Annotated in this window: 21 protein-coding genes and 1 pseudogene; 8 read left to right on the forward strand and 14 right to left on the reverse strand. The window is 62.9% G+C overall.

The features are described 5' to 3' along the window. The 6 genes from ACZ89E_RS08225 (at position 1) to ACZ89E_RS08250 (ending at position 6,206) form a co-directional block, all read left to right on the forward strand. Positions 1–918 carry an ABC transporter permease gene (locus ACZ89E_RS08225; protein ID WP_463260527.1) on the forward strand — a complete coding sequence of 306 codons (918 nt, stop codon included), beginning with the start codon at positions 1–3 and terminating at the stop codon, positions 916–918. Then, positions 915–1,703 carry an ABC transporter permease gene (locus tag ACZ89E_RS08230; protein ID WP_149658194.1) on the forward strand — a complete coding sequence of 263 codons (789 nt, stop codon included), beginning with the start codon at positions 915–917 and terminating at the stop codon, positions 1,701–1,703. The genes ACZ89E_RS08225 and ACZ89E_RS08230 overlap by 4 nt, the downstream gene beginning before the upstream one ends. Before the next feature lie 18 nt (positions 1,704–1,721). After that, positions 1,722–2,774, forward strand: coding sequence for an extracellular solute-binding protein (locus ACZ89E_RS08235; RefSeq protein WP_476255329.1), 1,053 nt, complete (start codon positions 1,722–1,724; stop codon positions 2,772–2,774). A 95-nt stretch (positions 2,775–2,869) separates the two neighbouring features. Further along, positions 2,870–4,057: an amidohydrolase family protein gene (locus ACZ89E_RS08240; protein WP_476255330.1), complete on the forward strand. Its 1,188-nt coding sequence runs from the start codon at positions 2,870–2,872 to the stop codon at positions 4,055–4,057. Continuing rightward, complete coding sequence (locus ACZ89E_RS08245) at positions 4,054–5,532, forward strand: amidohydrolase family protein (RefSeq protein WP_476255331.1); 1,479 nt, start codon at positions 4,054–4,056, stop codon at positions 5,530–5,532. Before ACZ89E_RS08240 ends, ACZ89E_RS08245 begins: the two co-directional genes overlap by 4 nt. 11 nt (positions 5,533–5,543) lie before the next feature. Beyond that, positions 5,544–6,206, forward strand: coding sequence for a flavin reductase family protein (locus ACZ89E_RS08250; RefSeq protein ID WP_463260523.1), 663 nt, complete (start codon positions 5,544–5,546; stop codon positions 6,204–6,206). 138 nt (positions 6,207–6,344) lie between these two features. Here the strand turns inward: ACZ89E_RS08250 and ACZ89E_RS08255 are convergent, their stop codons facing one another. From ACZ89E_RS08255 to ACZ89E_RS08275, 5 genes and pseudogenes are all read right to left on the reverse strand, one after another. After that, positions 6,345–9,422 (reverse strand): error-prone DNA polymerase, encoded by a 3,078-nt coding sequence (locus ACZ89E_RS08255; RefSeq protein WP_476255332.1) that lies wholly within the window; start codon positions 9,420–9,422, stop codon positions 6,345–6,347. Further along, a complete protein-coding gene (locus ACZ89E_RS08260; protein ID WP_476255333.1) occupies positions 9,419–10,834 on the reverse strand; it encodes a Y-family DNA polymerase in 1,416 nt (471 codons plus the stop codon). The genes ACZ89E_RS08255 and ACZ89E_RS08260 overlap by 4 nt, the downstream gene beginning before the upstream one ends. 7 nt (positions 10,835–10,841) lie before the next feature. Further along, complete coding sequence (gene imuA, locus ACZ89E_RS08265; RefSeq protein WP_476255334.1) at positions 10,842–11,459, reverse strand: translesion DNA synthesis-associated protein ImuA; 618 nt, start codon at positions 11,457–11,459, stop codon at positions 10,842–10,844. Beyond that, on the reverse strand, positions 11,459–12,076 hold the full coding sequence (gene lexA, locus ACZ89E_RS08270; RefSeq protein WP_149658202.1) for a transcriptional repressor LexA: 618 nt from the start codon (positions 12,074–12,076) through the stop codon (positions 11,459–11,461). Before lexA ends, imuA begins: the two co-directional genes overlap by 1 nt. A gap of 179 nt (positions 12,077–12,255) precedes the next feature. After that, positions 12,256–13,186 (reverse strand): annotated as a pseudogene (locus ACZ89E_RS08275) (LysR family transcriptional regulator). Positions 13,187–13,289: 103 nt separating this feature from the next. Between ACZ89E_RS08275 and ACZ89E_RS08280 the strand changes: the two are divergent. Together ACZ89E_RS08280 and ACZ89E_RS08285 are read left to right on the forward strand one after the other, a co-directional pair. Beyond that, positions 13,290–15,032: an amidohydrolase gene (locus ACZ89E_RS08280; RefSeq protein WP_476255335.1), complete on the forward strand. Its 1,743-nt coding sequence runs from the start codon at positions 13,290–13,292 to the stop codon at positions 15,030–15,032. A gap of 98 nt (positions 15,033–15,130) precedes the next feature. Further along, positions 15,131–15,883 (forward strand): TorF family putative porin, encoded by a 753-nt coding sequence (locus ACZ89E_RS08285; protein ID WP_476255336.1) that lies wholly within the window; start codon positions 15,131–15,133, stop codon positions 15,881–15,883. A 141-nt stretch (positions 15,884–16,024) separates the two neighbouring features. On the opposite strand, the gene ACZ89E_RS08290 is transcribed toward ACZ89E_RS08285, so the two are convergent. From ACZ89E_RS08290 to ACZ89E_RS08330, 9 genes are all read right to left on the reverse strand, one after another. Beyond that, positions 16,025–16,300, reverse strand: a complete 276-nt coding sequence (locus ACZ89E_RS08290) for a DUF971 domain-containing protein (protein ID WP_149658206.1) — start codon at positions 16,298–16,300, stop codon at positions 16,025–16,027. Further along, positions 16,297–17,259 carry a HEAT repeat domain-containing protein gene (locus tag ACZ89E_RS08295; protein WP_476255337.1) on the reverse strand — a complete coding sequence of 321 codons (963 nt, stop codon included), beginning with the start codon at positions 17,257–17,259 and terminating at the stop codon, positions 16,297–16,299. The genes ACZ89E_RS08290 and ACZ89E_RS08295 overlap by 4 nt, the downstream gene beginning before the upstream one ends. Then, complete coding sequence (locus tag ACZ89E_RS08300; protein ID WP_476255338.1) at positions 17,256–18,104, reverse strand: ABC transporter ATP-binding protein; 849 nt, start codon at positions 18,102–18,104, stop codon at positions 17,256–17,258. Before ACZ89E_RS08300 ends, ACZ89E_RS08295 begins: the two co-directional genes overlap by 4 nt. Further along, positions 18,104–18,877, reverse strand: a complete 774-nt coding sequence (locus ACZ89E_RS08305; protein ID WP_149658209.1) for an ABC transporter permease — start codon at positions 18,875–18,877, stop codon at positions 18,104–18,106. Before ACZ89E_RS08305 ends, ACZ89E_RS08300 begins: the two co-directional genes overlap by 1 nt. Before the next feature lie 127 nt (positions 18,878–19,004). After that, entirely contained in the window at positions 19,005–20,411 is a 1,407-nt protein-coding gene (locus ACZ89E_RS08310; protein WP_476255339.1) for an ABC transporter substrate-binding protein, read from the reverse strand. A gap of 123 nt (positions 20,412–20,534) precedes the next feature. Next, the gene (locus ACZ89E_RS08315; protein WP_476255340.1) at positions 20,535–20,780 is read right to left on the reverse strand and encodes a 4Fe-4S dicluster domain-containing protein; all 246 of its coding nucleotides are present in this window, start codon (positions 20,778–20,780) and stop codon (positions 20,535–20,537) included. A gap of 25 nt (positions 20,781–20,805) precedes the next feature. Continuing rightward, entirely contained in the window at positions 20,806–22,536 is a 1,731-nt protein-coding gene (locus tag ACZ89E_RS08320) for a fumarate reductase/succinate dehydrogenase flavoprotein subunit (protein ID WP_476255341.1), read from the reverse strand. Next, positions 22,533–23,285, reverse strand: a complete 753-nt coding sequence (locus ACZ89E_RS08325) for a GntR family transcriptional regulator (protein WP_149658212.1) — start codon at positions 23,283–23,285, stop codon at positions 22,533–22,535. The genes ACZ89E_RS08320 and ACZ89E_RS08325 overlap by 4 nt, the downstream gene beginning before the upstream one ends. Before the next feature lie 281 nt (positions 23,286–23,566). Further along, positions 23,567–24,535, reverse strand: a complete 969-nt coding sequence (locus ACZ89E_RS08330; RefSeq protein WP_476255342.1) for a Gfo/Idh/MocA family protein — start codon at positions 24,533–24,535, stop codon at positions 23,567–23,569. Positions 24,536–24,540 lie beyond the last annotated feature (5 nt).

The following is a 24,540-nucleotide window of genomic DNA, read 5'->3' on the forward strand; positions in this document are numbered from 1 at the left end:
ATGAGCGTCAGCAGCACTTCTCCCGCCCTCAACCGCGCGCTGTTGCTCAGCCCGGTGGTCCTGACGTTATTGGCCCTGATCGCGATTCCCTTAGGGATCATGGGCTACATCAGCCTGTTGCCGCGCAACCTGTATGGCGGCGTCGACTGGCAGGCCGACTGGCAATTGCAAAGCTACATCCAGCTGTTTTTCCAGGAAGGTTTTGACGGCGAACTGGAGCTGAACTGGGTCTACGCCCAGGCGCTGTTGCGCTCGGTGTTCCAGGCCGGCGGCACCACGGTGTTGTGTTTCCTGTTCGGCTTTCCGGTGGCGTTGTGGATGTCGAGCCTGAGCCCGCGCAGACGCAACCTCATGGTGTTGCTGATCACCATTCCGTTCTGGACCAACCTGCTGATCCGCAACTACGCCTGGCTGATCATCCTGCGCGAACAGGGCTGGGTCGCCCAGAGCCTCAACGCGCTATTCCCGAGCGCCGGTGGCATCACCCTGCTGTACAACGACTTCGCGGTCAGCGTCGGGCTGGTCTACAGCTTCCTGCCGTTCATGATTCTGCCGATCTACTCAACCCTGGAAAAACTCGACTGGCGCCTGGTGGAAGCCGCCTACGACCTGGGCGCCAACCGCTGGCATGCGTTGCGCCGGATCATCCTGCCGCTGTCGATGCCCGGGGTGATTGCCGGGGCGTTGCTGGTGTTTGTGCCGAGCCTCGGCGCGTTCATCACCCCGGCGATTCTCGGCGGCGGCAAGACGCTGATGATCGGCAACCTGATCCAGCAGCAATTCGGCACCGCGCGCAACTGGCCCCTGGGCAGTTCGCTGTCGTTCCTGTTGCTGGGGATTTTGCTGTTGTCGCTGGTGCTCTACGCCCTCTATAGCCGCAATGCCGCGAAAACCCTTCGTCGGGGAGCCACCGCATGATTGCCCTGCACCTGAAAAAACTGCCCATGACCCGGGAAATCAGCCTGCTGATCCTGGCCTATCTGTACGTGCCGATCTTTGTGCTGATCGCCTACAGCTTCAACGCCAACCGCTCGGCAACGGTGTGGACCGAGTTCTCCTTCGCCTGGTACGGGAGGATCCTGGCCAACCCGTCGATCCAGACGGCGGCGCTGAACTCGATCATCGTCGCCAGCATCGCCACGGTGTGCGCCACGGCCATTGCCTTGCTCGCGGCGCTGGCGACCTACCGGCCGTTCTATGGCCAGAAAATGGTCGAGGGCGGGATCAACCTGCCGTTGATCCTGCCGGAGATCGTCACCGCCGTGGCCACGTTGCTGCTGTTCATGGCGCTGGGGATCAAGCTCGGGTTGCTGACGGTGATCGTTGCGCACATCGGCTTCTGCATTCCCTTCGCTTATCTGCCGATCCGCGCGCGACTCAACGACCTGGACAAGAGTCTGCTGGAAGCGGCGAACGACCTGTACGCCAACCCGTGGCAGGTGTTTCGCCGGGTGACGTTGCCGCTGCTGTGGCCGGCGGTGTTGTCCGGTTCGGTGCTGGCGTTCGTGGTCAGCCTCGACGATTTCATCATGACCTTCTTCGTCGCCGGCCCCGGTTCCACGACCTTGCCGGTGTACATCTTCTCGGCGATCAAGGCCGGCGTAACGCCGGAGATCAACGCGATCTCGACCCTGATGCTGGTGATTTCCATCGTGCTGGTGGTGCTGGCCTTCTGGCTGGGGCAGCGCGGCAAAAACCAATAAAAATCTGGAGCTTTTCTGATGAAAGTGAAAACCCTGCGTTTGGCTATTTCTGGTCTGGCCCTGAGTTGCTTCACAGCCTTTAGCGTCCAGGCTGCAGAACCCAAAGAACTGTTCTTCTACAACTGGACCGACTATTACCCGGTGGACCTGCTGGCCAAATTCGAAAAGGAAACCGGGATCAAAGTCACCATGGACGGCTACGACAGCAACGAAACCCTGCTCGCCAAGTTGCAAGCCGGCGGCGCGGCGTATGACGTGATCGTGCCGTCGCAATCGATCATGCAAACCCTGATCAAGCAGGACCTGTTGCTGGAAATTGACACGCCGACCCTGGCCAACTTCCAGTACGTCAAAGGTCCGTTCCGCGATCCGAGTTTCGATCCGGGACGCAAATTTTCCGCACCGTACCTGTGGGGCACTACCGGGTTTTCCTATGACAGTGCCCGCGTGCCTGGCGGTAAGCTCGACGACTCGTGGAAAGAGTTCTTCGAGCCGCGCAAGGAACTGCAAGGTCAACTCGCCGCCCTCGACACCTCCAGCAGCGTGATCAATGCCGCCAGCCATTACCTGAACGTCGACGAGTGCACGGAAAATCCCCAGGACGCCAAGCGCATCCTGGAGCTGCTGCAAAAGCAGAAACCGTTCTTAAAGATGTACAGCTCGGACAACACCGTGGACCGCATGGCCTCCGGTGAAGTGATCATGATGCAGAACTGGAACGGCTCCACCGCCCGCGCGACGTTGCAGAAGAGCAGCATCAAGTACGTGTATCCCCGCGAAGGCCTGGCGATGTTCCAGGACAACTTCGCCGTACCGAAAAGTGCGCCGCACCCCGGCAACGCGAAGATGTTCATCGACTGGATGATGAAACCGGAAAACGCCGCCGCCGTGTCGAACGCCATCGCCTACGCCAACGGCATCCAGAGCGACCAGTTGCTCGACGCCAAATGGAAAGTCATGGACGCCATCAACATGCCCGACGAATACGCCTCGCGCCTGCGGCCGGAAAAGGAATGCAGCAACAAGGCGCGGGAGCTGCAGGATCGGATTTGGTCGAAGCTCAAGGGTTGATTGTCTCGTTTCAGACTGAGGCGCGGCCATCGCGAGCAAGCTTTGCTCCTACGGCGATGGCGCCCGCCCAAACACCATCAATTACGAGATAAACCATGACCTGGCTAAGAAACATACGTCCCTACGGCGCAACCGCTGAAGACCTGCAAATCGAAAACGGCCTGTTCAAGGCCCGCCGCCCCGCGTCCAACACCCCATTGGCCGCCACCGACATCGACGGCCAACACCAACTCCTTACCCCAGCCCTGGTGGAAAGCCACGTCCACCTCGACAAAACCCTCTGGGGCCAACCCTGGCGCCCGAACAGCGCCGGGCCGACGCTCAAGGACTACATCGCCAACGAGCGCGCCGTGCTGCGGGACGTCGAAACACCGATTGCCCAACGTGCCGGTGCGCTGCTGGAAAACTGCATCGCCCGGGGCTCGCTGACGATGCGCTGCCACGTCGACATCGACCCGGAATTCGGTCTGCGACATGTCACGGCCATGCAACAGCTGCGCGAACGCTACCGCGACCTGATTGACCTGCAACTGGTGGTGTTCCCGCAAACCGGCCTGATCAGCCGCCCCGGCACCGCCGAACTGATGCGCGAGGCCATGGTCCTGGGCGTGGAGAACGTCGGCGGGCTCGACCCCTGTGGCATCGACAACGATCCGATTGCCCAGCTCGATTTCGTGTTCACGCTGGCCAGTGAATTCGGGCGCGGCGTGGACATTCACCTGCATGACAAGGGTGAACTGGGGCTGTGGCAGATCAAGTTGATCGCCGATTACACCGAGCGTTTTGGGCTCGAGGGTCGGGTGATGATCAGCCACGCGTACTGCCTGGGGATGTTGCCGTGGAGTCAGGTCAAACCGCTGGCGCAGCGGCTGGCGGCGTTGCGAATTTCGCTGATGAGTTCGGCCCCGGCGGATTGCGCGGTACCGCCGTACCTCGCCTTGCGCGAGGCCGGGGTGAACGTGTGCCTGGGTTCGGACGGCATTCGCGATGCCTGGTCGCCCATGGGCAATGGCGACATGCTGGAACGGGCGATGTTGCTTGCGTTTCGATTTGATTTGAACAAGGACGAGGAACTGGCGGCGGCGTTTGACGCGGCGACGGTGAATGGCGCTCGGGCGTTGGGCCTTGAAGGTTATGGGGTGGAGATCGGCAGCCCGGCGGACTTTTTACTGATGCCGGTGCAGACCTTGGGTGAAGCGCTGGTGTCGCGGCCGCTGCGCCAGGTTTATCGCGGCGGGCGGTTGATCGCGGCCGAGGGTCGCTTGTTGGAAAGTCGCCTGTGATCGGTTTGAAAGCCAGTTGCGTGGTCGGGTTCGATGGCAAGCAGCATGTGCTGTGGCGCGACGGTGAAGTGGTATTCGACGGTTCGCGCATTGTGTTTGTCGGGCGCGGGTATCCGGGGCCGGTGGAGCAGTGGGTCGATTACGGCAATGCGTTGATCGGTCCCGGTTTTATCGATCTGGATGCCCTAGGCGACCTCGATTCCACGGTGCTGACCCTCGATAACGGCGATGAGCGGGCCATGGGGCGGATGTGGTCCGAGGACTATTTGAAGGCGGGTCCGCGGGAGAGCTATACGCCGGATGAAGAGGTGTTCAAGTATCGCTATGCCTTCACCCAGTTGATCCGCAACGGCATTACTACCGCGCTGCCGATCACTTCGATGTACTACCGCGAGTGGGCTGAAACCTACGATGAGTTCGCGGCGGTGGCCGGCGTGGCTGGCGAGTTGGGGCTGCGGACTTATCTTGGGCCGTGCTACATGAGTGGCATGAGTTACTGGCGGGCTGACGGGTCGTTGGGTCACCACTGGGATGAAACTCGGGGCATGGCCGGGCTGGAGGCGGCTGTCCGGTTTTTTGATGATTTCGATGGCGCGCATGACGGATTGATTCGTGGCGCCCTGCTCCCCGACCGGATCCAGACCTGCACCCCGGCGCTGCTGCAACGCACGGCGGCGTTGAGCCGGGAATTGAACGCGCCGATGCGGTTGCATTGCTGCCAGGGGCTTGGCGAAGTGGCGATGGTCGAGCAACTGCGTGGGGTTTCGCCGTTGGCGTGGCTGGAGCAACTTGACCTGCTGACCCCGCGCAGTCTGCTGCCCCATGGCATCTACGCCAGCGACGACGATTCGCAACGGCTGGTTGATGGCGGAACCAGCCTGGTGCATTGCCCCGTGGTGTTTGCCCGGGATGGTGAAGCGTTGAACTCGTTCGGTCGCTACCGGGCCAAGGGCATCAACTTCGCCCTGGGCACCGACACCTGGCCGGCGGACTTGCTGGAGAACATGCGCCAGGGCTTGAACATCGCCCGGTTGATGGAGGACGGCAACACGTTGACCAGCACGCTGGATATGTACAACGCCGCCACCCTCGGCGGCGCCAAGGCCTTGGGCCGCGATGACCTCGGGCGCCTGGCACCGGGGGCCAAGGCCGATATCACCGTGTTCAGCCTGCGCGGCCAGCATCTGGGGCCGCTGTTCGATCCCCTGAAAAACCTGGTACTGGCCGGGCGCGGCGACGATTGCATCGCCAGTTACATCGACGGCCGCTGCGTGATGCAGGACGGCCAGGTGCAGGGCGTCGATTACCCCGCACTGCAACGCCAGGCCCAACGCCAATTCGAAAAACTGATGCGCAGCCACAGCGACCGGGCCTTTGGCCAACCGGACTGGCGAGGCCTGTTCAAACCGGCCATTCCGTTCGCCGATGACTACAGCGCACACGCGCCGCTGAGCGCGATGGATCCCCTTCTTTAGAGATTTCTGCCATGCAAAGCTTCGATTTCAGCCAACTGAGCCCCCGGGACAAATACAAGATCCTGATCGGCAGCGTGGTGCCCCGGCCGATTGCCCTGGTCACCACCATCGACGGCGAAGGCCGGATCAATGCCGCGCCCTTCAGCTTCTTCAATGCCCTGTCGGCCGACCCGCCGATCCTCGCCCTGGGCGTGGAGAACTACGGCGATCAGAGCCCCAAAGACACCACGCGCAATATCCAGCTCAACCAGGAATTCACCGTCAACATCGTCAACGATGCGCTGGTGGAAGCCATGAACGTCTGCGCCGTGCCCTTCGCCCCCGGTTTCGACGAACTCACCGCCGCCGGCCTCACCGCCATCCCCGGCACCACCGTCAAATGCCCCCGGATCGGCGAAGCGCCGGTGGCGCTGGAGTGTCGGCGGATGATGGCGCTGTCCATCGGGCAATCCCGGGAGATTATCTTTGGCGAGGTACTGATGGCCCACGTCAGGGATGAACTGATCGACCCGAAAACCCTGTACATCGATCAACTGGGGCTGGACGCGATCGGGCGCATGGGCGGGCATGGCTATGCGCGCACGCGGGATTATTTCGATTTGCCGACCCGGTCGTTGCAGGCGTGGACGGAGGCGCCGGGGGGTGGGGAGCGGTTTTGGCCTGTTGGTAAATAATCGTCCCCACACGACCCGCGATGATCGTTCCCACGCTCCGCGGGGGAATGCCTCAAGGGACGCTCCGCGTTCCATTGGGACGCGGAGCGTCCCGGGCTGCATTCCCACGCAGAGCCTGGGAACGATCGGCGTCCCGGATCAGCGGAAATCCCGGCTGCGCACGTTGATGCCATCCAACAAGGGGCTCAGGTCACTCAGCCGTCCGGCAATCAAATGCCGCACCTCGCCTTCCCGTTCCCAACGCCCATCAACCTTGAGCAACTGCGAGCCGACCAACACCTGGCGCTGGCGTTCGGCCAAATCACGCCAGACCACCACGTTGACGTTGCCGAACTCGTCTTCAAGGGTGACGAAGGTCACGCCGCTGGCGGTGCCCGGTCGTTGGCGACCGGTGACCAGCCCCGCCACGCTGACCGGCCGGCCATGTTCGACGTCGAGCAATTCCTTCGAACTGCGGCAGCGTCGGGCCTTCAATTCCGGGCGTAACAATGCCAATGGGTGCGGGCCGAGGGTGGTGCCAACCGAGGCGTAATCGGCCTGCAAATCTTCGCCCACCGTGGGTTTTGGCAAACACACCTCAGGTTCTTCCTGACGCGGCAACCCGGCGAACAACCCGAGCTGCTTCTGCACCCCCGCCACTTCCCAGCGTGCCCGATGGCGGTCGCCGGCCAGCCCGCGCAAGGCTCCGGCATCGGCCAGTTGCTCCTGGGCGCGGGCATCGAGTTGCGCCCGTTCACCGAGGTCGGCGATGTCGACAAACGCGCCCCGGGACCGGGCGGCTTCGATGCGCCGGGCATCGTCCTCGCGAAAGCCCTTGATCATCCGCAACCCCATGCGGATCGCCGGTTGCGCGCCGCTGATCGGTTCCAGGCTGCAATCCCAGTCGCTGGCGCGCACGTCCACCGGGCGAATCTGTAAATGATGCCGGCGGGCGTCCTGCAGAATCTGGTCCGGGCTGTAGAAACCCATGGGCCAGCTGTTGATCAGCGCACAGGCGAACGCTGCCGGTTCGTGGCATTTGAGCCAGCAACTGGCGTAGGTCAGTAGGGCGAAACTGGCGGCGTGGGACTCGGGGAAACCGTAGCTGCCGAAGCCCTTGATCTGCTCGAAGATCTGCGCGGCGAACTCTGCCGTGTAGCCGTTTTTCTTCATTCCGGCGGCGAGGCGATCCTTGTGCGGCTCCAGCCCGCCGTGGCGTTTCCAGGCGGCCATGGAACGGCGCAGTTGATCGGCCTCGCCGGGGCTGTAATCCGCAGCGACAATCGCGATCTGCATCACCTGTTCCTGGAACAGCGGCACGCCCAGGGTGCGCTTGAGCACGGTTTCCAGTGCCGGGGACGGATAAACCTCAGGCTCTTGCTTGTTTCGCCGGCGCAGGTACGGATGCACCATGCCGCCCTGGATCGGCCCCGGTCGGACGATGGCCACCTCGATGACCAAGTCGTAGAAATTCACCGGTTTGAGCCGGGGCAGCATCGACATCTGCGCCCGGGACTCGATCTGGAACACGCCGATGGTGTCGGCACGACCGATCATTTCGTAGGTGGGTTTGTCTTCGGACGGAATGGTCGCCAGACTCAGGTCCAGATTTCGGTGACGGCGCAGCAGATCGAAACAGCGGCGAATCGCGCTGAGCATGCCCAAGGCCAGAATATCGACCTTGAGCAACCCGACCGCGTCGAGGTCGTCCTTGTCCCACTGGATGATGGTGCGCTCGGCCATGGCCGCGTTTTCCACCGGCACCAGGCTGTCCAGCGGCTGCTCGGAAATCACGAAACCGCCGGGGTGCTGAGACAGGTGCCGGGGAAAGCCGATCAGTTGCCCGGTCAGGCTCAAGACCCGGTGCAGCACCGGGCTCTCGGGGTCGAAGCCACCTTCCAGCAGGCGTTCGACGGGCGGGGTCTTGTCGCTCCAGTGACCACAACAATCAGCCAGGGCGTTGACCTGATCCGGCGGCAGGCCCAAGGCCTTGGCCACATCACGCACCGCGCCGGCCGCGTGATAGGTGCTGACCACCGCCGTCAGCGCGGCGCGGCTGCGGCCATAACGCTGGAACACGTACTGCAAGACTTCTTCACGGCGTTCATGCTCGAAATCCACGTCGATGTCCGGCGGCTCGTTGCGCTCCTTCGACAGAAACCGTTCGAACAGCAGCGTGGTGCGATCCGGGTCGATTTCGGTGATGCCCAAGGCAAAACACACCGCCGAGTTGGCCGCCGAGCCCCGGCCCTGGCAGAGGATTTTTTGCTCGCGGGCGAAGCGCACGATGTCGTGAACCGTGAGGAAATAGCTTTCGTAGCCCAGCTCGGCGATCAGCTCCAGTTCTTTGTCGATCTGCTTCAACACCTTGGCCTGCGGCGGCACCGGCCAGCGCCACTGGACGCCCTCTTCGGTCAAATGCCGCAACCAGGACGTGGCCGTATGACCTTCCGGCACCAGTTCCCGGGGATATTGATAGCGCAACTGGCCAAGGTCGAAGGTGCAACGCCGGGCGATGACCAGGGTTTCATCGAGCAAGGCTCGTGGATAGAGTTCACCCACGACGTCGAGGCCGCGCAAATGCCGCTCGCCATTGGGATGCAGGCGCAACCCGGCCGCCGCCACCGGCAGGTGATGGCGGATCGCGGTCATGGTGTCCTGCAAGGCACGCCGGCCACGGGCGTGCATGTGCACATCACCACTGGCCACCGCCGGAATGCGCAGTTCCCTGGCCAGCATCAACAGAACGTTCAGCCGTCGGCTATCGTCCTGCCCGCGATGCAACTGGACCGCCAGCCACAGGCGTTCGGCAAAGGCCTGTTTGAGCCAGTGACCTTGGGCAAAATCATCCACCGCGTCCGGCACCCACAACGCCAACAATCCCGGCAACGGTTCGCTGAAGTCCTCCCTTAGGACTTGATACTGACCTTTCTGTGTGCGGCGTCGGGCGCGGGTGATCAGCCGACACAGCGCCTGATAGCCCTCGAGGTTTTCCACCAGCAGCACCAGTTTCGGCCCGTCCTCGATACGGATTTCGCTGCCGATGATCAGCGGTAACTCAACCGACTTCGCCGCTTGCCACGCCCGGACAATGCCGGCCAGGGTGCATTCATCGGTGATCGCCAGGGCCCGGTAACCCTGCTGTCTGGCCCGTTGAAACAACTCCAGCGCGCTGGAGGCCCCGCGCTGGAAACTGAAATTCGACAGGCAATGCAGTTCGGCATATTCGACGTTCATGCAAACCAGCCTTGCAGCCACAACGGACCGCCCTCACCCACCACACGATAGGCCCAGCCTTGCTGGCCGGCGCGGGTCTGGATCAGGTAATAATCCCGGCGCACATCGGCGCCATCCCACCAACCGGACTCGATGCGTTCCGGCCCCATGAGAATCCGCGCCGAACCTTCGTGCACCGCCAGCGGTTCGGTCAGCAACCAGCCCGGCCGATGGACTCCCGGCAATCCGCCGCAGAACTGGTTATCGACGCGGGTCTGCCACGCACACTCGGGGCGGTGATCGGCCTGAAAACGCAAACCCTGCACCGCCTCATCCCCCAGCCGTGCCCGCAGGCGTTCGCGCAACTGCTCCCAGGGCAAGGACTGCTGCGGGCGGTCGTCGAACAGTTCCTGGCGCTGGGGCACGAAGCTCGGCAAGTCTTCGGCGCGCAGGCGAAAACCGCGCACCGGGGCCTCGACTTGCACTTGCTCCAAGCGGCCCCGGGCCAGTTCGAAGAGCATCGCCGGATCACGCTCGGCGCTGAGCAGCCCGACCTTGATCACGCTGTCCGGCAACCCGGCGTGTTCCAGGTGCAGGTCGAAACGCTGCACACCGCTGTCCCGGCCGCAGAGGAACGCCGACAGATCCCCGGTCAACCGGCGCAATGGAAACAGCAGCGCCTGATGGGATTGCACGTCGAAGTTGAGCTCGATGCGCACATCGAAGCGATCTGGCGGCAGGTAGAACGCCAGGGCCAGGTGCCGCAGACCGAGCAAGGCGTCCAGATGCTTGAGCACCGGGGCCTCGAAACGCCGGGCCAGGGTATGTCGCGGCAGCGCCTGCACCTGGCTCAAGGTACGCAGGCCCATGCGCGACAACGCCGTGGCCACTGTGGGTTCCAGGGCGATGCGGTCGACCGGCAGTTGTCCCAGGTGATAACGCAAGGCTTGATCGTCCGGCACCACCAGCCCGTCATACACGTTGGCCAGCACCCGCGCCGCCACCGGGTTGGGCGCGGCGACGATGCGGTGACGGAAACCCAGTTCGCTGAGTTCGCTGCGCAGCCGTGCCTCAAACGTAGCCCAGGGCCCGAACAGGCCCAGGCTCGACTCGATTTCAAACACCACCGCGCGCGGGTAATGCACGCTGACCTGGGAACTGAAGCGATAAGCCCAGGCCGCGAGGAACTGCTGCCAGTGTTCGATCTCGGCGGCGTCGTACTCGGCAGTGACAAAGCCTTTGCTCAAGGCCTGGGCCGCGGTCATCGACTGGCCCGGACGCAAGCCCAGCGCCCGCGCCGAACCGTTGACCGCTTGCAGCACCCGGCGCTGGGCCGGGCCGGTCAGCAGCGCCAACGGCTGATCGGGATCAGGGCGCTGGCGCAGTACCGCGTCCAGCGCCAATTGTGGGAACAGAATGCACACCCAGCGCATGGCAACCTCAATGTCCCATGGCGAAGGCAATCGGCGCCGTACGCGCCAACCCACCCCGGCACTTCAAGACCCGCAACTGCGCAGGTTTCGCGTCGATGGCTATGCGCAGGGCTGCCGGCGAAGGGTTGACCGCTTCGGCCAGCGAGCGATAGGCGAACGCCAGGGTCGAGCCGGTTTCCGCCGCCACCTGCAAGCGTCGCAAGGCGCGGTCATCGGCCTTGTGCGGCCAACACAGCACCGCGCCGCAACTGCCCGAGCGCAGGCATTGTTCCGCCGCCCACAAGGCCTCCCGTTCGCTGGCCTGGATGATCGACAACTGACGCAGATCGACCCCGGCGTTCTGCCAGGCCTGGGGATACGGCACGTACGGCGGCGCGATCAGCACGATGCGCTCGCCCGCCGCCGACAGCCGTGCCAGCGCCGGCCACACCAGTTGCAACTCGCCCACGCCCTGCCCGGCCAAGAGGATTTCGGTCAGCGCCGCTTCCGGCCAGCCGCCGGTAGGCAACGCCGCATCCAGCGCGGCATGCCCGGTGGGTTGCGGGCTGACGGCCGGGGGCGCAGGCCGGCCCTTCCAGACCTGGCCGCCATTGAACAGCGTATCCAACGCAACGACGGCGCCCATCACCCTTGCCTCACCAGACCGCAGAACACCCCTTCGATGGCCAGGTCCTGATCGGCTTCGACGATGATCGGTTGATAGGCCGGGTTGCGCGGCAGCAGTCGCACCGTATCGCCAACCCGTTCGAAACGCTTGATGGTGACTTCGCCGTCGAGCCGCGCCACCACGATCTGGCCGTTGAGCGCCTCGGGGTTGCGGTGCACGCCCACCAGGTCGCCGTCGAGAATACCGTCCTCGATCATCGAATCGCCCTGGACCCTCAGCAGGTAGTCCGGCACCCGGGAAAACATCGACGGGTCGAACAGCAAGCGGCTGTGCACCTCGGCATCGGCGCCAATCGGCGCACCCGCCGCCACCCGGCCGAGCACCGGGATGTCCAGCCACTCCGGGCGCGCCGGTTGCCCGAGCAAACGAATGCCCCGGGCCTGATTGGGGTTGACCTCGATAAAACCGGCTTCGGTCAGCGCCAGCACATGCTTGCGCGCCACGCTGCGGGAGGCGAAACCAAAGGCCTCGCTGATTTCAGCGAGGCTCGGGGACTGGCCGTGCTCCGCGATTCGATCACGGATAAAGGTCAGGATGGCGGTACGGCGGGGAGTGAGAGTCGTCATGGAGTACATTTGTACTCTTTTGGCGTTTTTCTGGCAACGACCACTAATCGGTAGACGCTGACTGTAGGAGCCAGGCTTGCCTGCGATGGCGTGCATGAGATCGCTATCGCGGGCAAGCCTTGCTCCTACAGGGGCCGGACTTGCCCGCGATGGCGTTCTTGAGATCGCATCGCGGGCAAGCCTGGCTCCTACAGTCGGTGTGTACAGGGCGCGAGGCCATCCAGGAAATCGGCGATGTAATCGATAAACGCCACCACCTTGGCCGTCGCCCGCCGATGGCTTGGGTACACCGCCAGGATGTGCGCGCCGAAGCTATCCGGGTCGATGGCGTAATCCGCCATCAGCCGCACCAGCCGCCCATCAGCGATGTACGGCGCGGCGCTCCACAACGGTGTGTGCAGCAAGCCGCGCCCGGCCAGGGCATTGGCCAGCAGCAAGTCGTAATTGTCGCTGCGCAGCCGGGGCGACTGGGGCTGCGGCAGGCTCAAACGCTGGCCGTCGCGTTCTGCCCACCAGAATTCGCGGCTGAGCAACGGATGGCGATACAGCAGCCATTCGTGCTGATCGAGGGTTTGCGGCGTCACCGGCACGCCCTTGCGCGCCAGATAGGCCGGGCTGGCGCACAACGCCAGGCGATTGCTGCCGACGACCCGGGCGATCAGCCCCGGCAAGTCGTCATGGCCCTCACGCAGGGCCAGGTCGTAGCCGTTTTCCAGCAGATTGACGAACTCGTCGCACAAATCCACTTGCAGGTTGATCTGCGGGTATTGCTCCAGAAAACCGCCACACACCTGATCCAGAAACCGCCTGCCCATACGCCAGCGGCGCGGTGATTTTCAGGCTGCCGCGCAGGCCATGCTGCATTTGCTCGACTTCCTCGCCGACCTCCTCCAGCCGCTGCAACACCTGGCGCGCGGTTTCCAGATACAGCCGCCCCACTTCCGTCAGCAGAATCCGCCGGGTGCTGCGCTCGAACAATCGCGCACCCAGCTCGGCTTCGAGGTGATTGACCGCTTTGGTCAGGGCCGACGGGGTCTTGCCCAGTTGCTCGGCGGCGCGGCTGAAACTGCCGAGCTGCGCGGTGACCACGAACATTTTCAATGCGCCCAACTTGTCCATGCTTTTTCCATTCAGGCAAAAACGTTTTTCGTGAGGCAGGCGTTCTGCTGAGCGCGGGCAGCCACTAATCTGGCCATCAGACGCAATAACAAGGAAACATTCAATGAAAAGATTCATCCCGAATCTGTTGATGGCCGCTGTTAGTTTTGCCTCGATGGAAGCCATGGCCGCCACTGATCTGGTGCTGCTCAATGGCAAGATTTTCACCGCCGACCGCACCCAACCGAAGGTGCAGGCCCTGGCGGTAGAGAACGGCAAGGTGCTGAAAGTCGGCACTGACGCACAGATCAAAGCCCTGATCGACGCCAATACCCAAGTCATCGACCTCGGTGGCAAGACCCTGATGCCCGGGCTGATCGACAGCCATTCCCACGCGGTGTTCGGCGGCCTGGAAATGGTCTCGGCGAATATGCAAGACGAGGTGGTCAGCCTCGACGAACTGGAAAAACGCCTGCGCGCCTGGCGTGACGACGGCAAGGCCAAACACGGCGATGTGCTGAGCGTGGCCGGCATGAGTTCGGCGTATTGGGCGCAGGCTGAAGCCTTTGGCAAGACATTCAACAGCGGCGAATGGGCCAACGTGCCCGTGGTCTTCACCGGCAGCGACCACCACACCGCGTGGGCCAACAACGTAATGCTGGAGCGCGCCGGTATCGATGCCGCGTTGCTGAAAAGCCTGCCGGACGCCGAGAAAGACACGATCGGCAAACACGCCGATGGCAGCCCCAACGGGTTCCTGGTGGATGCCGGTTGGGACCGGGTCGCCTCGAAAATGCCGGTGCCGAGCGCCGCCGACATGCTCAAGGCCGCGCAATCGGCGATGCGCTACAACAACAGCCTCGGCATTACCGCGTGGATGGACCCCGCCGCCAACGCCGCGCCGGGCGAGCCGGTGTTCGCGCTCAAGCCCACGGAGAAGACCGTCGGTGTGCTGCCGGCCTATAAAGCGCTGTCGGAAACCGGCGACATGAGCGTCCACGTCGCCGCGCTGCTGGTGGCCAATCCGAAAAGCGTGCCGGCCGATCTCGACGTGCTGGACAAGGTCCGCCAGCAGTTCCAGGGCATCCCCAACCTGACGCTGCCGGGGATCAAGATCTTCGCCGACGGCGTGATCGAATACCCGGCGCAGAGCGCGGCGATGATCGATCCGTACAGTAACTCGCACAAACAGGGCGAGTTGCTGATCGATCCCAAGCATTTCGGCGAACTGGTCAGCGCCATCGACCAGCGTGGCTGGCTGGTGCACATCCACGCCATCGGCGACCGCGCGGTGCGTGAATCCCTGAACGGTATCGCCCAGGCGCGCAAGGATCGCCAGAGCGGCGTGACCCACTCGATCACCCACCTGCAAATGGTCAACCCGAAGGAGTTTGCGCGGTTCAAGCCGCTGAACGTGATCGCCTCGATGCAACTGCTGTGGGCCACGGCCGACGATTACACCCTGGACATGATCAAACCCTACGTCAGCGCCCTGGCCTTCCGTTATCAATACCCGGCGCACTCGCTGCTCAAACAGGGCGCGACCATTGCCGGGGCCAGCGACTGGCCGGTGTCCACGCCCAATCCGTTTAATGCCATGGCCCAGGCGATCACCCGCAAAGGTCCGCTGGGTGTGCTGAATGCCGATGAACGCCTGGACCGCGAAACCCTGTTCTACGCCTACACCCTCAACGCGGCGCGGACCATCGGGTTGGAGAAGCAGATCGGTTCGCTGACCGCCGGCAAACAGGCCGATTTCATCGTGCTGGATCGCGATGTGTTCACGGTCGATAACAAAGCTCTGAACGACACCAAAGTCTTGCAAACCTGGTTTGCCGGACGCGAAGTCTACGCACCGACCCTATAAGAAACCCTCTTGCTGCCCTGCCCCTGCGACCGTCGCCGGGGTGTGGCGCAGCCTTGCCCGAAAACTGCCCAGAACAATCACAACAAAGGCACCGTCCCATGAAAGCTTTCACCCTGTTCGCCCTCCGCTCTTTAACTTTGTTGCCGTTAAGCCTGCTGCCCCTGAGCAGCCAGGCCATCCCCTTGAACGACGATTTCAACCTGCTGGTGGACCTGACCCTGGCCAGCGATTACCGCACCCGCGGCATCTCGCAAACCCAGAACGATCCCGCCGTGCAGGCCGGTGTCACCCTGGCTCACAGCAGTGGTTTGTATGCGGGTGTATGGAGTTCGAATGTCGATTTCGGCGGCGGCCTGAAAACCCGGCAAGAAATCGATTACTACGCCGGTTGGCTGTGGCAGGCGACCGATGCCGTGAGCCTGGACCTCGGCTATTTGAAGTACGCCTACCCCAAGGAAGGCCAGTTCAATCAGAGCGAAACCTACGGCATTCTCAGCGTGTATGGGGTGAAGCTCGCCGCCTATTATTCGGCGGATGCGCCGGGCATCGACAGCCAGCAGAGTTCGCTCTACAGCTACATCGGCTACGAAACCGAATTGCCCTACGACTTGGGTTTGAAACTGCGCTACGGCGAAATGGACTTCAAGGACCCGCACCTGTACGCCTCGAACGGCCACGCCGAAGACGCGTACCACGAATGGGAAGTGAAGCTGACCCATGAACTGGCCGGGGTGTTGCTGGGGGTCAGCTACATCGACACCGACCTGTCGCAAAGCCAATGCGCCAGCAATTGGGGGTTTGGTGATGTGTGCACGGCGACGGTGGTGGCGAGCGTCAGTAAATCGTTCTGAACCGCCGACACCTGCGGAACTGATCCGGTGAACCGTAGGAGCGAGGCTTGCCCGCGAAGGCGGTGTGTCAGGGACATCGCCTTCGCGGGCAAGCCTCGCTCCTACAGGGTTCCGGTCAGACAGCCGCGTTTCGGGCAGGGATCAGGTCAATTCTGCGAGGTAGGGCCACGGATAGATGCCGCGTTCGTGGCCGTCGCTGAACACCAGTTGCAGGCCGTAGCCCTGGCTATTCAACTCGACCACGCGAATCCGCGAATCGACCTTCACGGTCAGCCCTTGCAGCCGAAACGCCCGGCATTGCGAGCACGGGCACTGGCGGCGCAGGTCGGCGTGGTCGAGCAATTGCTCGCGCCCATCCGGCCAGTTCAGCCGCAATTGCTGTCTGCTCTGGGAATTACCCACCGCCAGCGGGTTCAATGCAGCTGACTCAAGGCGATGCGCACGGCTTTGCGCACTTCCGGGTCGCCGTCGTCCTGGGCGGCTTGCAGGGCGGAAACCGCGCCTCGATCGTTCAATTCACCGAGGGCCAGCGCTGCTTCCTTGCGCAAATTACTGATGCGATGGCCTAACGTTTCGATCAGCGCGTCGAGGGCCGGGGCGTAACGCAAGCGGCCGAGGCTGCGGGTGGCGCGCAGGCGTACTTGCCAGTAATCGTCACTCAAGGCTTCGACCAATGCCGGGCCTGCATCCACGTGCCCCACTTTGCCCAACGTGGTGGCAGCTTCTTCGCGCACTTGCCAGGCGTGGTCCTGCAAGGCCTGGCGCAGGGCCGGCAGGACTTGAATGTCGGAGGCCAATCCGAGGGCACCGGTGGCGGCGCGGCGGACTTCGGTGTCCGGGTCGTCACTGGCCAGTCGGGCCAGGGCTGGCAAGGCGTCCAGCTGCTTGAGCCAGCCGAGTACGCCAACGGCCTCGCGGCGCACGCTGGCGTCTTGATCGTTCAACGCGTTTAAAGCAGCGCCGGCAGCCTCGGGGAACCGCAATTCGCGCAAAGCCCTGAACGCCGCCACCCGCACGCTGATATCGGCATGCCCGGTCCACGGCAAAATCACCCGGCCCGCCGCTTCGCTCTTAAGCAGGCTTAAACTCTGCGCGGCGGCGGCTTGCACGGCCAATGACGGATCGGTCAGCGCCTGGCACAGCGCCTCAACGACCGGTTCGTCCTCCCAGGCTTCCAGCAATCGCGCGGCTTCCGCGCGAACCTCTTCAGTCGGGTCTTCGGCCAGGCGATCGACCAGCCACAGCAGCCCTTCCGGCTCTTCCAGATCAGCCAGTTCAATCAGCGCAATGCGGCGCACGCCGGGATCGGCATCAGTCAGGCGCGGTTGCAGGGCGAGGATGTCGTCGTTTTCGGTTGCATCAAATAATGAGGTCATAGGGCAAATCGCGGCAGTTTGTTTTCTGGGGGAAGTCCGAGGGGGTTCAGGCGTGGCAGCTGCCGACCGTCCTCGTGACGCAGGAGCTCAAGGCAGTGACGCTTCAAGCGGGAAAACTCGTGGCTGGTCACCAATTCGGTGGTGCGTGGCCGGGGGAAATCCAGGCGCAGGTCTTCGATGATTCGACCAGGACGCGAACTCATCACCAGCAAGCGATCGGCGAGGAACAGCGCCTCGTCGATGTCATGGGTGACGAACACCACGGTGGTGCGAATCCGTGTCCAGATGTCCAGCAGCAGTTCCTGCATGTTCAATCGGGTCAGCGCATCGAGGGCGCCGAACGGTTCATCCATCAGCAACAGCCGTGGGCGATTGATCAGCACCCGGGCGATTTCGACCCGCTGCTGCATGCCGCCGGAGAGCTGGTCCGGCCAGCGTTCGGCAAAGCCTTCCAGCCCCACTAGCGCGAGGATTTCATCGGCGGCTTGGTGGCGTTCGGTCTTGCCGATGCCGCGCATTTTCAGGCCGAAGGCGACGTTGTCGCGCACCGTGCGCCAAGGGAACAGCGTGTGATGCTGGAACACCATGCCGCGCTGCGGCGACGGGCCGCAGATCGGCGCGCCATCGACATTCAAGGTGCCGATGCGCGGTTGCAGATGCCCGGCCAATGCGCCGAGCAAGGTGGATTTGCCGCAACCGGACGGCCCGAGAATGCACACAAACTGGCCCGGTTCGATCTGGCAATCCAGGCCCTGGACCGCTTCGAACGCCGTGCTGCCCTCGCCCAGGCTGATCGACAAATCACGAATATCGATGCGCCCTTCGGGGTGTTGAAAAACGCTCATCAGGCTTTTCCTCGTGGTCGATGCCAAGGCGTGAACAGCCCGCCCAGGCGTTTGATCAGCAGGCTGCTGCCCATCCCGAGCACGCCGATCAGCAACATGCCGACGACGATGTCGGCGTAGTTCTGGATGGTGTAGGACTCCCAGGTGTAATAGCCGATGCCGAACTGACCGGAGATCATCTCGGCGGTCACCAGACAGAACCACGACGTGCCCATGCCGATGGCCAGGCCAGTGATGATGCTCGGCGCGGCGCCGGGCAGGATCACCTCCAGCAAAATCGCGCGGCGCCCTGCCCCGAGGCTGCGGGCCGAGGCGATCAGGCGTGGGTCGACGCCTTCGACGCCGTGGATGGTGTTGAGCAGGATCGGAAACAGTGCGCCGGTGAAGGTGATGAAGACCATCGACAGTTCCGAGGACGGGAACATCAGGATGGCCAACGGGATCCACGCGACGGCGGGGATTGGTCTTAAGACTTCAAGAGGCGGCAGCAGCAAGTCTTCGGCCCATTTCGAGCGGCCGATGGCCAGGCCCAGGGCGATGCCGATGACCAGCGCCGCGAGGTAACCGGCGAAGACTCGGCTGAGGCTGGCGCTCAGGTGTTGGCCGAGTTTGCCGGAGTCGCCCAGGCCCAACGCGGCGTGGATCACCGACAGGGGCGTCGGCACATTGGCGAAGGTCACCAGGCCGAGGTTCCAGTGACCGCTCGCAGCGAGTTGCCAGAACAGCAGGCACAGCAGCAGTGAGGCGGCTCGGGGGAGCCAGCGTGAATTCATATGTCACCTCTGATCGTTCCCACGCTCTGCGTGGGAATGCATCCCGTGACGCTCTGCGTCACATACAAGAGTGGAACGCGGAGCGTCCCTGGCGGCATTCCCACGCAGAGCGTGGGAACGATCTGACTCAGCGGCTAGCCAAGGCCTGGGTGGTGGCGTCGGCAAAATCGAACACCTTGCCACCCTGGGCCGTGGCGAATTGCTGGGCCTGGCCCTTGAGCAGGAACGCACTGAGCCGGCCCTTGGCATCGCTGGCAAACCACGCCTGATCCGCCAGTAACTTGATCCCGCTGTCACTCGCCTGGGCATACACCGCGCGGATGTTTTTGCCTTCTGCCTTCAATCCGGCCAACGCGCTGAACGCTGCTTCCGCCGAGGCGTACTGCCGGACTTTCGGCTCGCCGCGCACCCAGATTTCCGCCACGTGGCTGACATCGGTGATGGCTTTGCCGCTGAGCGCATCCACCGCGTTGAGCGGCGTTTGCGCGTAGTTGGCCAGTTGCGCGGTGTAGTCCAGGTTCGATGCCTTGAACGCGGCGCGGATGTACTGGTCATCGATGAAGGTATTCAGGTCGAGGCCCCGATCAGCCTTCTTCAACAACTTGAGGGTATCGATGGCGGTGCCGACCGCTTGGCGGTATTCCGGTTTCCAGCTCAGGTCGCGGGTCTGCACGCCCAGCGGGCCGTGGAACAGGTAGTTGACCTCGGCGTCCACGCCGGTGACCTTGGCGATCAGCTCGCTGTACTTCTCGGGTTCCGCCGCCAGCCGTTGATTGGCTTCGATGCTCGCCCGCAGGTAGGCGACGACGATTTCCGGGTACTTCTTCGCGTAAGCCTGATCCACCAACGCTCCGTGGAAGGTCGGCGCATTGGCTTGGGCGCCGTCATAAATCTTGCGCGCGAAACCACGGCTCGGGAACAGTTCGGCAAACGGCACGAAATCAGCGTGGGCGTCGATCTTCCCGGCCTGCAACGCCGAGCCGGCGACTTCCGGCGGCTGGGCGATGATGTTCACGTCTTTGAGCGGGTCCCAGCCCTGGGCGGCCACGGCGCGCAGCAACATGCCGTGGGCAGTGGAGGCGAACGGCACGGAAATGGTCTTGCCCTTGAGTTCGGCCAGGGACTGCACACCGGACGCGCTCGGCACCACGATGCCGTTGCCGCTGCCCTTGATGCTGCCCGACAGCACGCTGATAAACAGGCTGTGCTTGCCGGCCGTTTCGAACGCCACGCCGTTGAACGCGCCGGGGAAATCGGCCATGGCACCGAAGTCGAGTTTGCCGGCAACCATCTCATTGGTCAGGGGCGCGCCGCTGGTGAAGTTCTTCCACTCCACCTCGTATTTGGCGTCTTTGTATTGCCCGTCGTGGGGCAGGTATTTGTCGAGCAAACCGAGTTCACGGATCAGCAGGCCGCCAGCGGCGCAGTTGATGGTGGTGTCCTGGGTGCCGATGGCGATGCGGATGGTTTCAGCCGACGCGGACACGGTGAATGAAGCCAGTACCAGACCGGCTAATGCTGCACGCAATAACATACGTATTTCCCCTCGAATCATTAATTGGATGTTCGTCTCCGCCACGATCAGGGCGCGGTGGGAAACGAGGGGTGTTCGGATCAGGCGTCCGGTGTTGCCGGATGGCTTTGACGCAAGCGGGGTTCAACGCAACAGATATGGAATCTCGACCTTCACCGCCCCGGTCGGGCAATCCTTTTCACAGGGCATGCAGTACCAGCATTCGTCGAACGCCATGTAGGCCTTTTGCGTGGCCGGGTTGATCGCCAGCAGGTCCATCGGGCAGACGTCGACGCACACGGTGCAGCCTTTGTGGGCGATGCAAAGGTCCTCGTCGACCGTGACCGGCGCGTTGGAGCGGAAGAAGATTTCCTGGGGGTGATAGGCCATTTCTCGGTCTCTCTTATAGTCAGGCTCAGGCCGCAAACGCGCCGACCCGCAGCCGGTCGTAGGCCTGCATTTCTTCGGCATCGAGCGGGATGATGTAAGGCTCGACGGCTTTCTTGAAACTGGTCATCCGACCGTCGTCGCCCTTCTTCAGGTGGCAATGGCAGAACCAGTCGCTGTCGTTGCGTTGCGGGTGGTCAACCCGATAGTGGTAAAGCCCCCAGCGACTTTCGGCGCGGAACAACGAGGCGCGGGCGGCCATTTCGGCGCAGTCGCGGATCATGCTGACTTCCATGGCACGCATCAATTCGTGGGGGTTGTGGGCCTTGATCTGATCGAGGTCGCGCTGGATATCGCTGAAGCGTTGCAGGCCGATTTGCATCTTCTTGGTCACTTTCGGCGGTTGCAGGTAGTCGTTCACGAAACGGCGCAGCTTGTATTCGACTTGCGCGGGCGGCAGGCCGTGTTCGCGGTCCAGCGGTGCGTAGACCCTCTGCTTTTCCGTCTCGATCTGCTGGGCATCCACCGCTGAAAACTCGCGCCCGGCGACAAAATCTGCGGCGTTGGTGCCAGCAAACCAGCCATAGGTGAACGCGCCGAGCATGTAGTTATGCGGCACTGCCGCCATGTCGCCGGCCGAGTACAAACCCTTGACCGAGGTTTCAGCCCTCTCGTTGACCCACACCCCGGACGCCGAGTGACCGCTGCAAAAACCGATCTCGGAGATGTGCATTTCAACCATCTGCGTGCGGTAGTCCGTGCCGCGATTGGCGTGGAACTGGCCGCGACTCGGGCGTTCGTTGCTGTGCAGGATCTCCTCGATGTTCTGGATGGTTTCCTCGGCCAGGTGATCGAGTTTGAGGAACACCGGGCCGTTGCCGCTTTCGAGTTCCTGGTGGAACTCCCACATCATTTGGCCGCTCCAGTAGTCGCACTCGATAAAGCGCTCGCCCTTGTTATTCGCGGTGTAGCCACCCAACGGACCGGTGACGTAGGCGCAGGCCGGGCCGTTGTAATCCTTGATCAGCGGGTTGATCTGGAAGCATTCGAGGTTCGCCAGTTCGGCCCCGGCGTGATAGGCCATGGCGTAACCGTCGCCGGCGTTGGTCGGGTTTTCGTAGGTGCCCATCAGGTAGCCCGAGGACGGCAGGCCCAAACGCCCGGCGGCACCGCAGGCGAGAATCACAGCCTTGGCCTTGATCACATGGAAGTCGGCGGTGCGGCAATCGAAGCCCATCAGGCCGTTGACCGTGCCCTCTTCGTCCATCAGCAAACGGGTGCAGACCACACGATTGGTGATGCTCACTCGCGCGCGTTTCAACTGGCGATACAGGACTTTCTTGATGTCGTGGCCTTCCGGCATCGGCAGCACGTAGGCGCCCATGTGGTGGACTTTTTTCACCGCGTAATCGCCGGTTTCGTCCTTCTCGAACTTCACGCCCCAGCGGTCCAGTTGCTCGATGGTTTCGAAGCTGTGGGTCGCGTAGGCGTACACCGCCGCCTGATTGACGATGCCGTCGTTGGCGATGGTGATTTCCTTGGTGTACTGCTCCGGCGTCGAGTGGCCGGGGATGATCGCGTTGTTCAGGCCGTCCATGCCCATGCTGATCGCGCCGCTGCGCTTGACGTTGGCCTTGTCGATCAGCAACACGCGCAAGTCGCGGTTGCGTTCCTTGGCCTTGATCGCCGCCATCGGGCCGGCGGTGCCACCGCCGATCACGACGATGTCGTATTCCTGTTCCAGAGTCGTTCGGGTCATGCCTGATCCCCTTTTTGCCGGTCGATCCGTAAGCGGTACTGGAAGGCATCGCCACGGTAGTAAAGGTGTTCGAAGTCCACCGGAACGCCAGCGGCATCGTGGGTCAGGCGCTCGATGCGCATGATCGGCGAGCCGGGTTCGACGTTCAGGGCCTGGGTCAGGTCGCTGTCGGCCAGCACCGCGTCGATGGCCAGGTCGGCGTGGCCGAGAGCGAGGCCGCAGTCGTTTTCCAGGATCAGGAAGATGTCGCGGGTGACCAGGTCAGCCTTCTCCAACCGCTCGCCGATGGCTTTGGGCAGGTAGGTGATTTCCAGGGAGATCGGCTCGCGGTTGATCAGGCGAACCCGTTTGATCTGCGCCACGGTTTCGCCTTCAGCGACCTGTAAACGCTCGGCGACCAGTTTGTCGGCGGCGATGAATTTGAAACTGCGCAGGCGGTTGATCACCTCGTAGCCGCGACCGGTCATGGACTCGGCCAGACCTTGCAGGGTGCTGACGTTCTGGAAAGTCTTGGGCTTGGCGACGAAAGTGCCTTTGCCGTGGATCTTGAAGATCAGGCCTTCTTTCTGCAGATCACCAAGCGCCTGGCGCACGGTGATGCGGCTGACTTTGAACAGGGCGCCGAGTTCGCTTTCGGATGGCATCTGGCTGTCTTGCGGGTATTCGCCGTCGAGGATGCGGCTGCGCAGCACGTCGCGCAGTTGGGTGTGCAAAGGCACGCTGCTGAGGGATAGAACGTTATCGGTCATCTGAGATCACTTGTTATAACGAGTTATGACGTGATCTTAGAGAGGTCGTGCGGGGGTTGAGAAATATTGTTTATGCATAAGGTTAGAGCTGAGTGCCATCTGTCCTTGTGGCGAGGGAGCTTGCTCCCGCTCGGCTGCGCAGCAGTCGTAAAACCTGAGCACGCGGTATGTCTGATGGATTGGGGTTGTTGGGTTTGGGGCTGCTTCGCAGCCCAACGGGAGCAAGCTCCCTCGCCACAGGAAATCAACTGCCACAAAAGCCTGCGATCTTTTGATCTTGATCAGCCGCGCTTGAGAATCCGGTCCATCACCCAATCAGTCTTCAGCGCCTCTTCAGCCACCGCCGGGTGCCGCGCCTCACCCCGGATATGCGCGTTCATGCCCAGCACGTGATGCCACTGGATATGCTCGTGATGGGCAATGTCCAGGCTCAGGGTTTCATCGGCTTCGAGCACCACCGGATGCTCATCGAACACCGCAAAACTGATCCGCCCCTTACTGCCAATCACCTCGACCCGATCCTCACGCCGGTCCGCGACAAAATTCCAGCAGCCCATGCCCAGTGCCCCGCTGGCAAAGCGCCAACTGGCGCTGACCGCATCTTCCGCCGCGTACAACCCGGCCTGTTGTGCGGTAAACCCGGCGACGTCGACGATGTCGCCGAGCAGGTACTGGAACAGATCAAAGCCATGGCTGGCCAGGTCGGCAAAGTAACCGCCGCCGGCAATCACCGGGTCGGTGCGCCAGTTGTTGGTGCCGCCAAGATCCGCCGGAGAAGGGGCCTTGGTCAGGGTCCAACTCAGGTGCCGGACCTCGCCGATCCGCCCCACCGCCAGCCATTGCCGCACTTGCTGGAAACGCGGCAACGAGCGACGGTAGTAGGAAACAAACAGGTGCAGCCCGGCATCGGCGAAGACCTTTTGCATCTCACGGCTTTGCCCGGCATTCAGCGACATCGGCTTTTCGACGCAGCAATGTTTGCCGGCGGCCGCCACCATCAGGGCGTAAGCGCGGTGACTGTCCGGTGGCGTGGCGATGTACACCGCGTCCACCTCGGGGTCGTTGATCAGCGACTGAGCATCGGTGTAGACCCGGGCGATGCCGTGGCGCGCGGCGTAGTCGGTCACCGCCTCCTGCCGTCGCCCCATCACCGCCACCAGCGCCGAACCGGGTGCCTTGTAGAAGGCCGGCCCGCTCTTGCGTTCGGTGACATCCCCACAACCAATCATGCCCCAGCTCACCACGTTCATAGTCA

Source organism: Pseudomonas sp. TE3899 (genome assembly GCF_056279105.1).

Bases quoted from the DNA above. Each gene is read 5' to 3' on its own strand.
- ACZ89E_RS08225 (WP_463260527.1), top strand. From the start codon at position 1: ATGAGCGTCAGCAGCACTTCTCCCGCCCTCAACCGCGCGCTGTTGCTC.
- ACZ89E_RS08230 (WP_149658194.1), top strand. From the start codon at position 915: ATGATTGCCCTGCACCTGAAAAAACTGCCCATGACCCGGGAAATCAGC.
- ACZ89E_RS08235 (WP_476255329.1), top strand. From the start codon at position 1,722: ATGAAAGTGAAAACCCTGCGTTTGGCTATTTCTGGTCTGGCCCTGAGT.
- ACZ89E_RS08240 (WP_476255330.1), top strand. From the start codon at position 2,870: ATGACCTGGCTAAGAAACATACGTCCCTACGGCGCAACCGCTGAAGAC.
- ACZ89E_RS08250 (WP_463260523.1), top strand. From the start codon at position 5,544: ATGCAAAGCTTCGATTTCAGCCAACTGAGCCCCCGGGACAAATACAAG.
- ACZ89E_RS08255 (WP_476255332.1), bottom strand. From the start codon at position 9,422: ATGAACGTCGAATATGCCGAACTGCATTGCCTGTCGAATTTCAGTTTC.
- ACZ89E_RS08260 (WP_476255333.1), bottom strand. From the start codon at position 10,834: ATGCGCTGGGTGTGCATTCTGTTCCCACAATTGGCGCTGGACGCGGTA.
- imuA (WP_476255334.1), bottom strand. From the start codon at position 11,459: ATGGGCGCCGTCGTTGCGTTGGATACGCTGTTCAATGGCGGCCAGGTC.
- lexA (WP_149658202.1), bottom strand. From the start codon at position 12,076: ATGTACTCCATGACGACTCTCACTCCCCGCCGTACCGCCATCCTGACC.
- ACZ89E_RS08280 (WP_476255335.1), top strand. From the start codon at position 13,290: ATGAAAAGATTCATCCCGAATCTGTTGATGGCCGCTGTTAGTTTTGCC.
- ACZ89E_RS08285 (WP_476255336.1), top strand. From the start codon at position 15,131: ATGAAAGCTTTCACCCTGTTCGCCCTCCGCTCTTTAACTTTGTTGCCG.
- ACZ89E_RS08295 (WP_476255337.1), bottom strand. From the start codon at position 17,259: ATGACCTCATTATTTGATGCAACCGAAAACGACGACATCCTCGCCCTG.
- ACZ89E_RS08300 (WP_476255338.1), bottom strand. From the start codon at position 18,104: ATGAGCGTTTTTCAACACCCCGAAGGGCGCATCGATATTCGTGATTTG.
- ACZ89E_RS08305 (WP_149658209.1), bottom strand. From the start codon at position 18,877: ATGAATTCACGCTGGCTCCCCCGAGCCGCCTCACTGCTGCTGTGCCTG.
- ACZ89E_RS08310 (WP_476255339.1), bottom strand. From the start codon at position 20,411: ATGTTATTGCGTGCAGCATTAGCCGGTCTGGTACTGGCTTCATTCACC.
- ACZ89E_RS08315 (WP_476255340.1), bottom strand. From the start codon at position 20,780: ATGGCCTATCACCCCCAGGAAATCTTCTTCCGCTCCAACGCGCCGGTC.
- ACZ89E_RS08320 (WP_476255341.1), bottom strand. From the start codon at position 22,536: ATGACCCGAACGACTCTGGAACAGGAATACGACATCGTCGTGATCGGC.
- ACZ89E_RS08325 (WP_149658212.1), bottom strand. From the start codon at position 23,285: ATGACCGATAACGTTCTATCCCTCAGCAGCGTGCCTTTGCACACCCAA.
- ACZ89E_RS08330 (WP_476255342.1), bottom strand. From the start codon at position 24,535: ATGAACGTGGTGAGCTGGGGCATGATTGGTTGTGGGGATGTCACCGAA.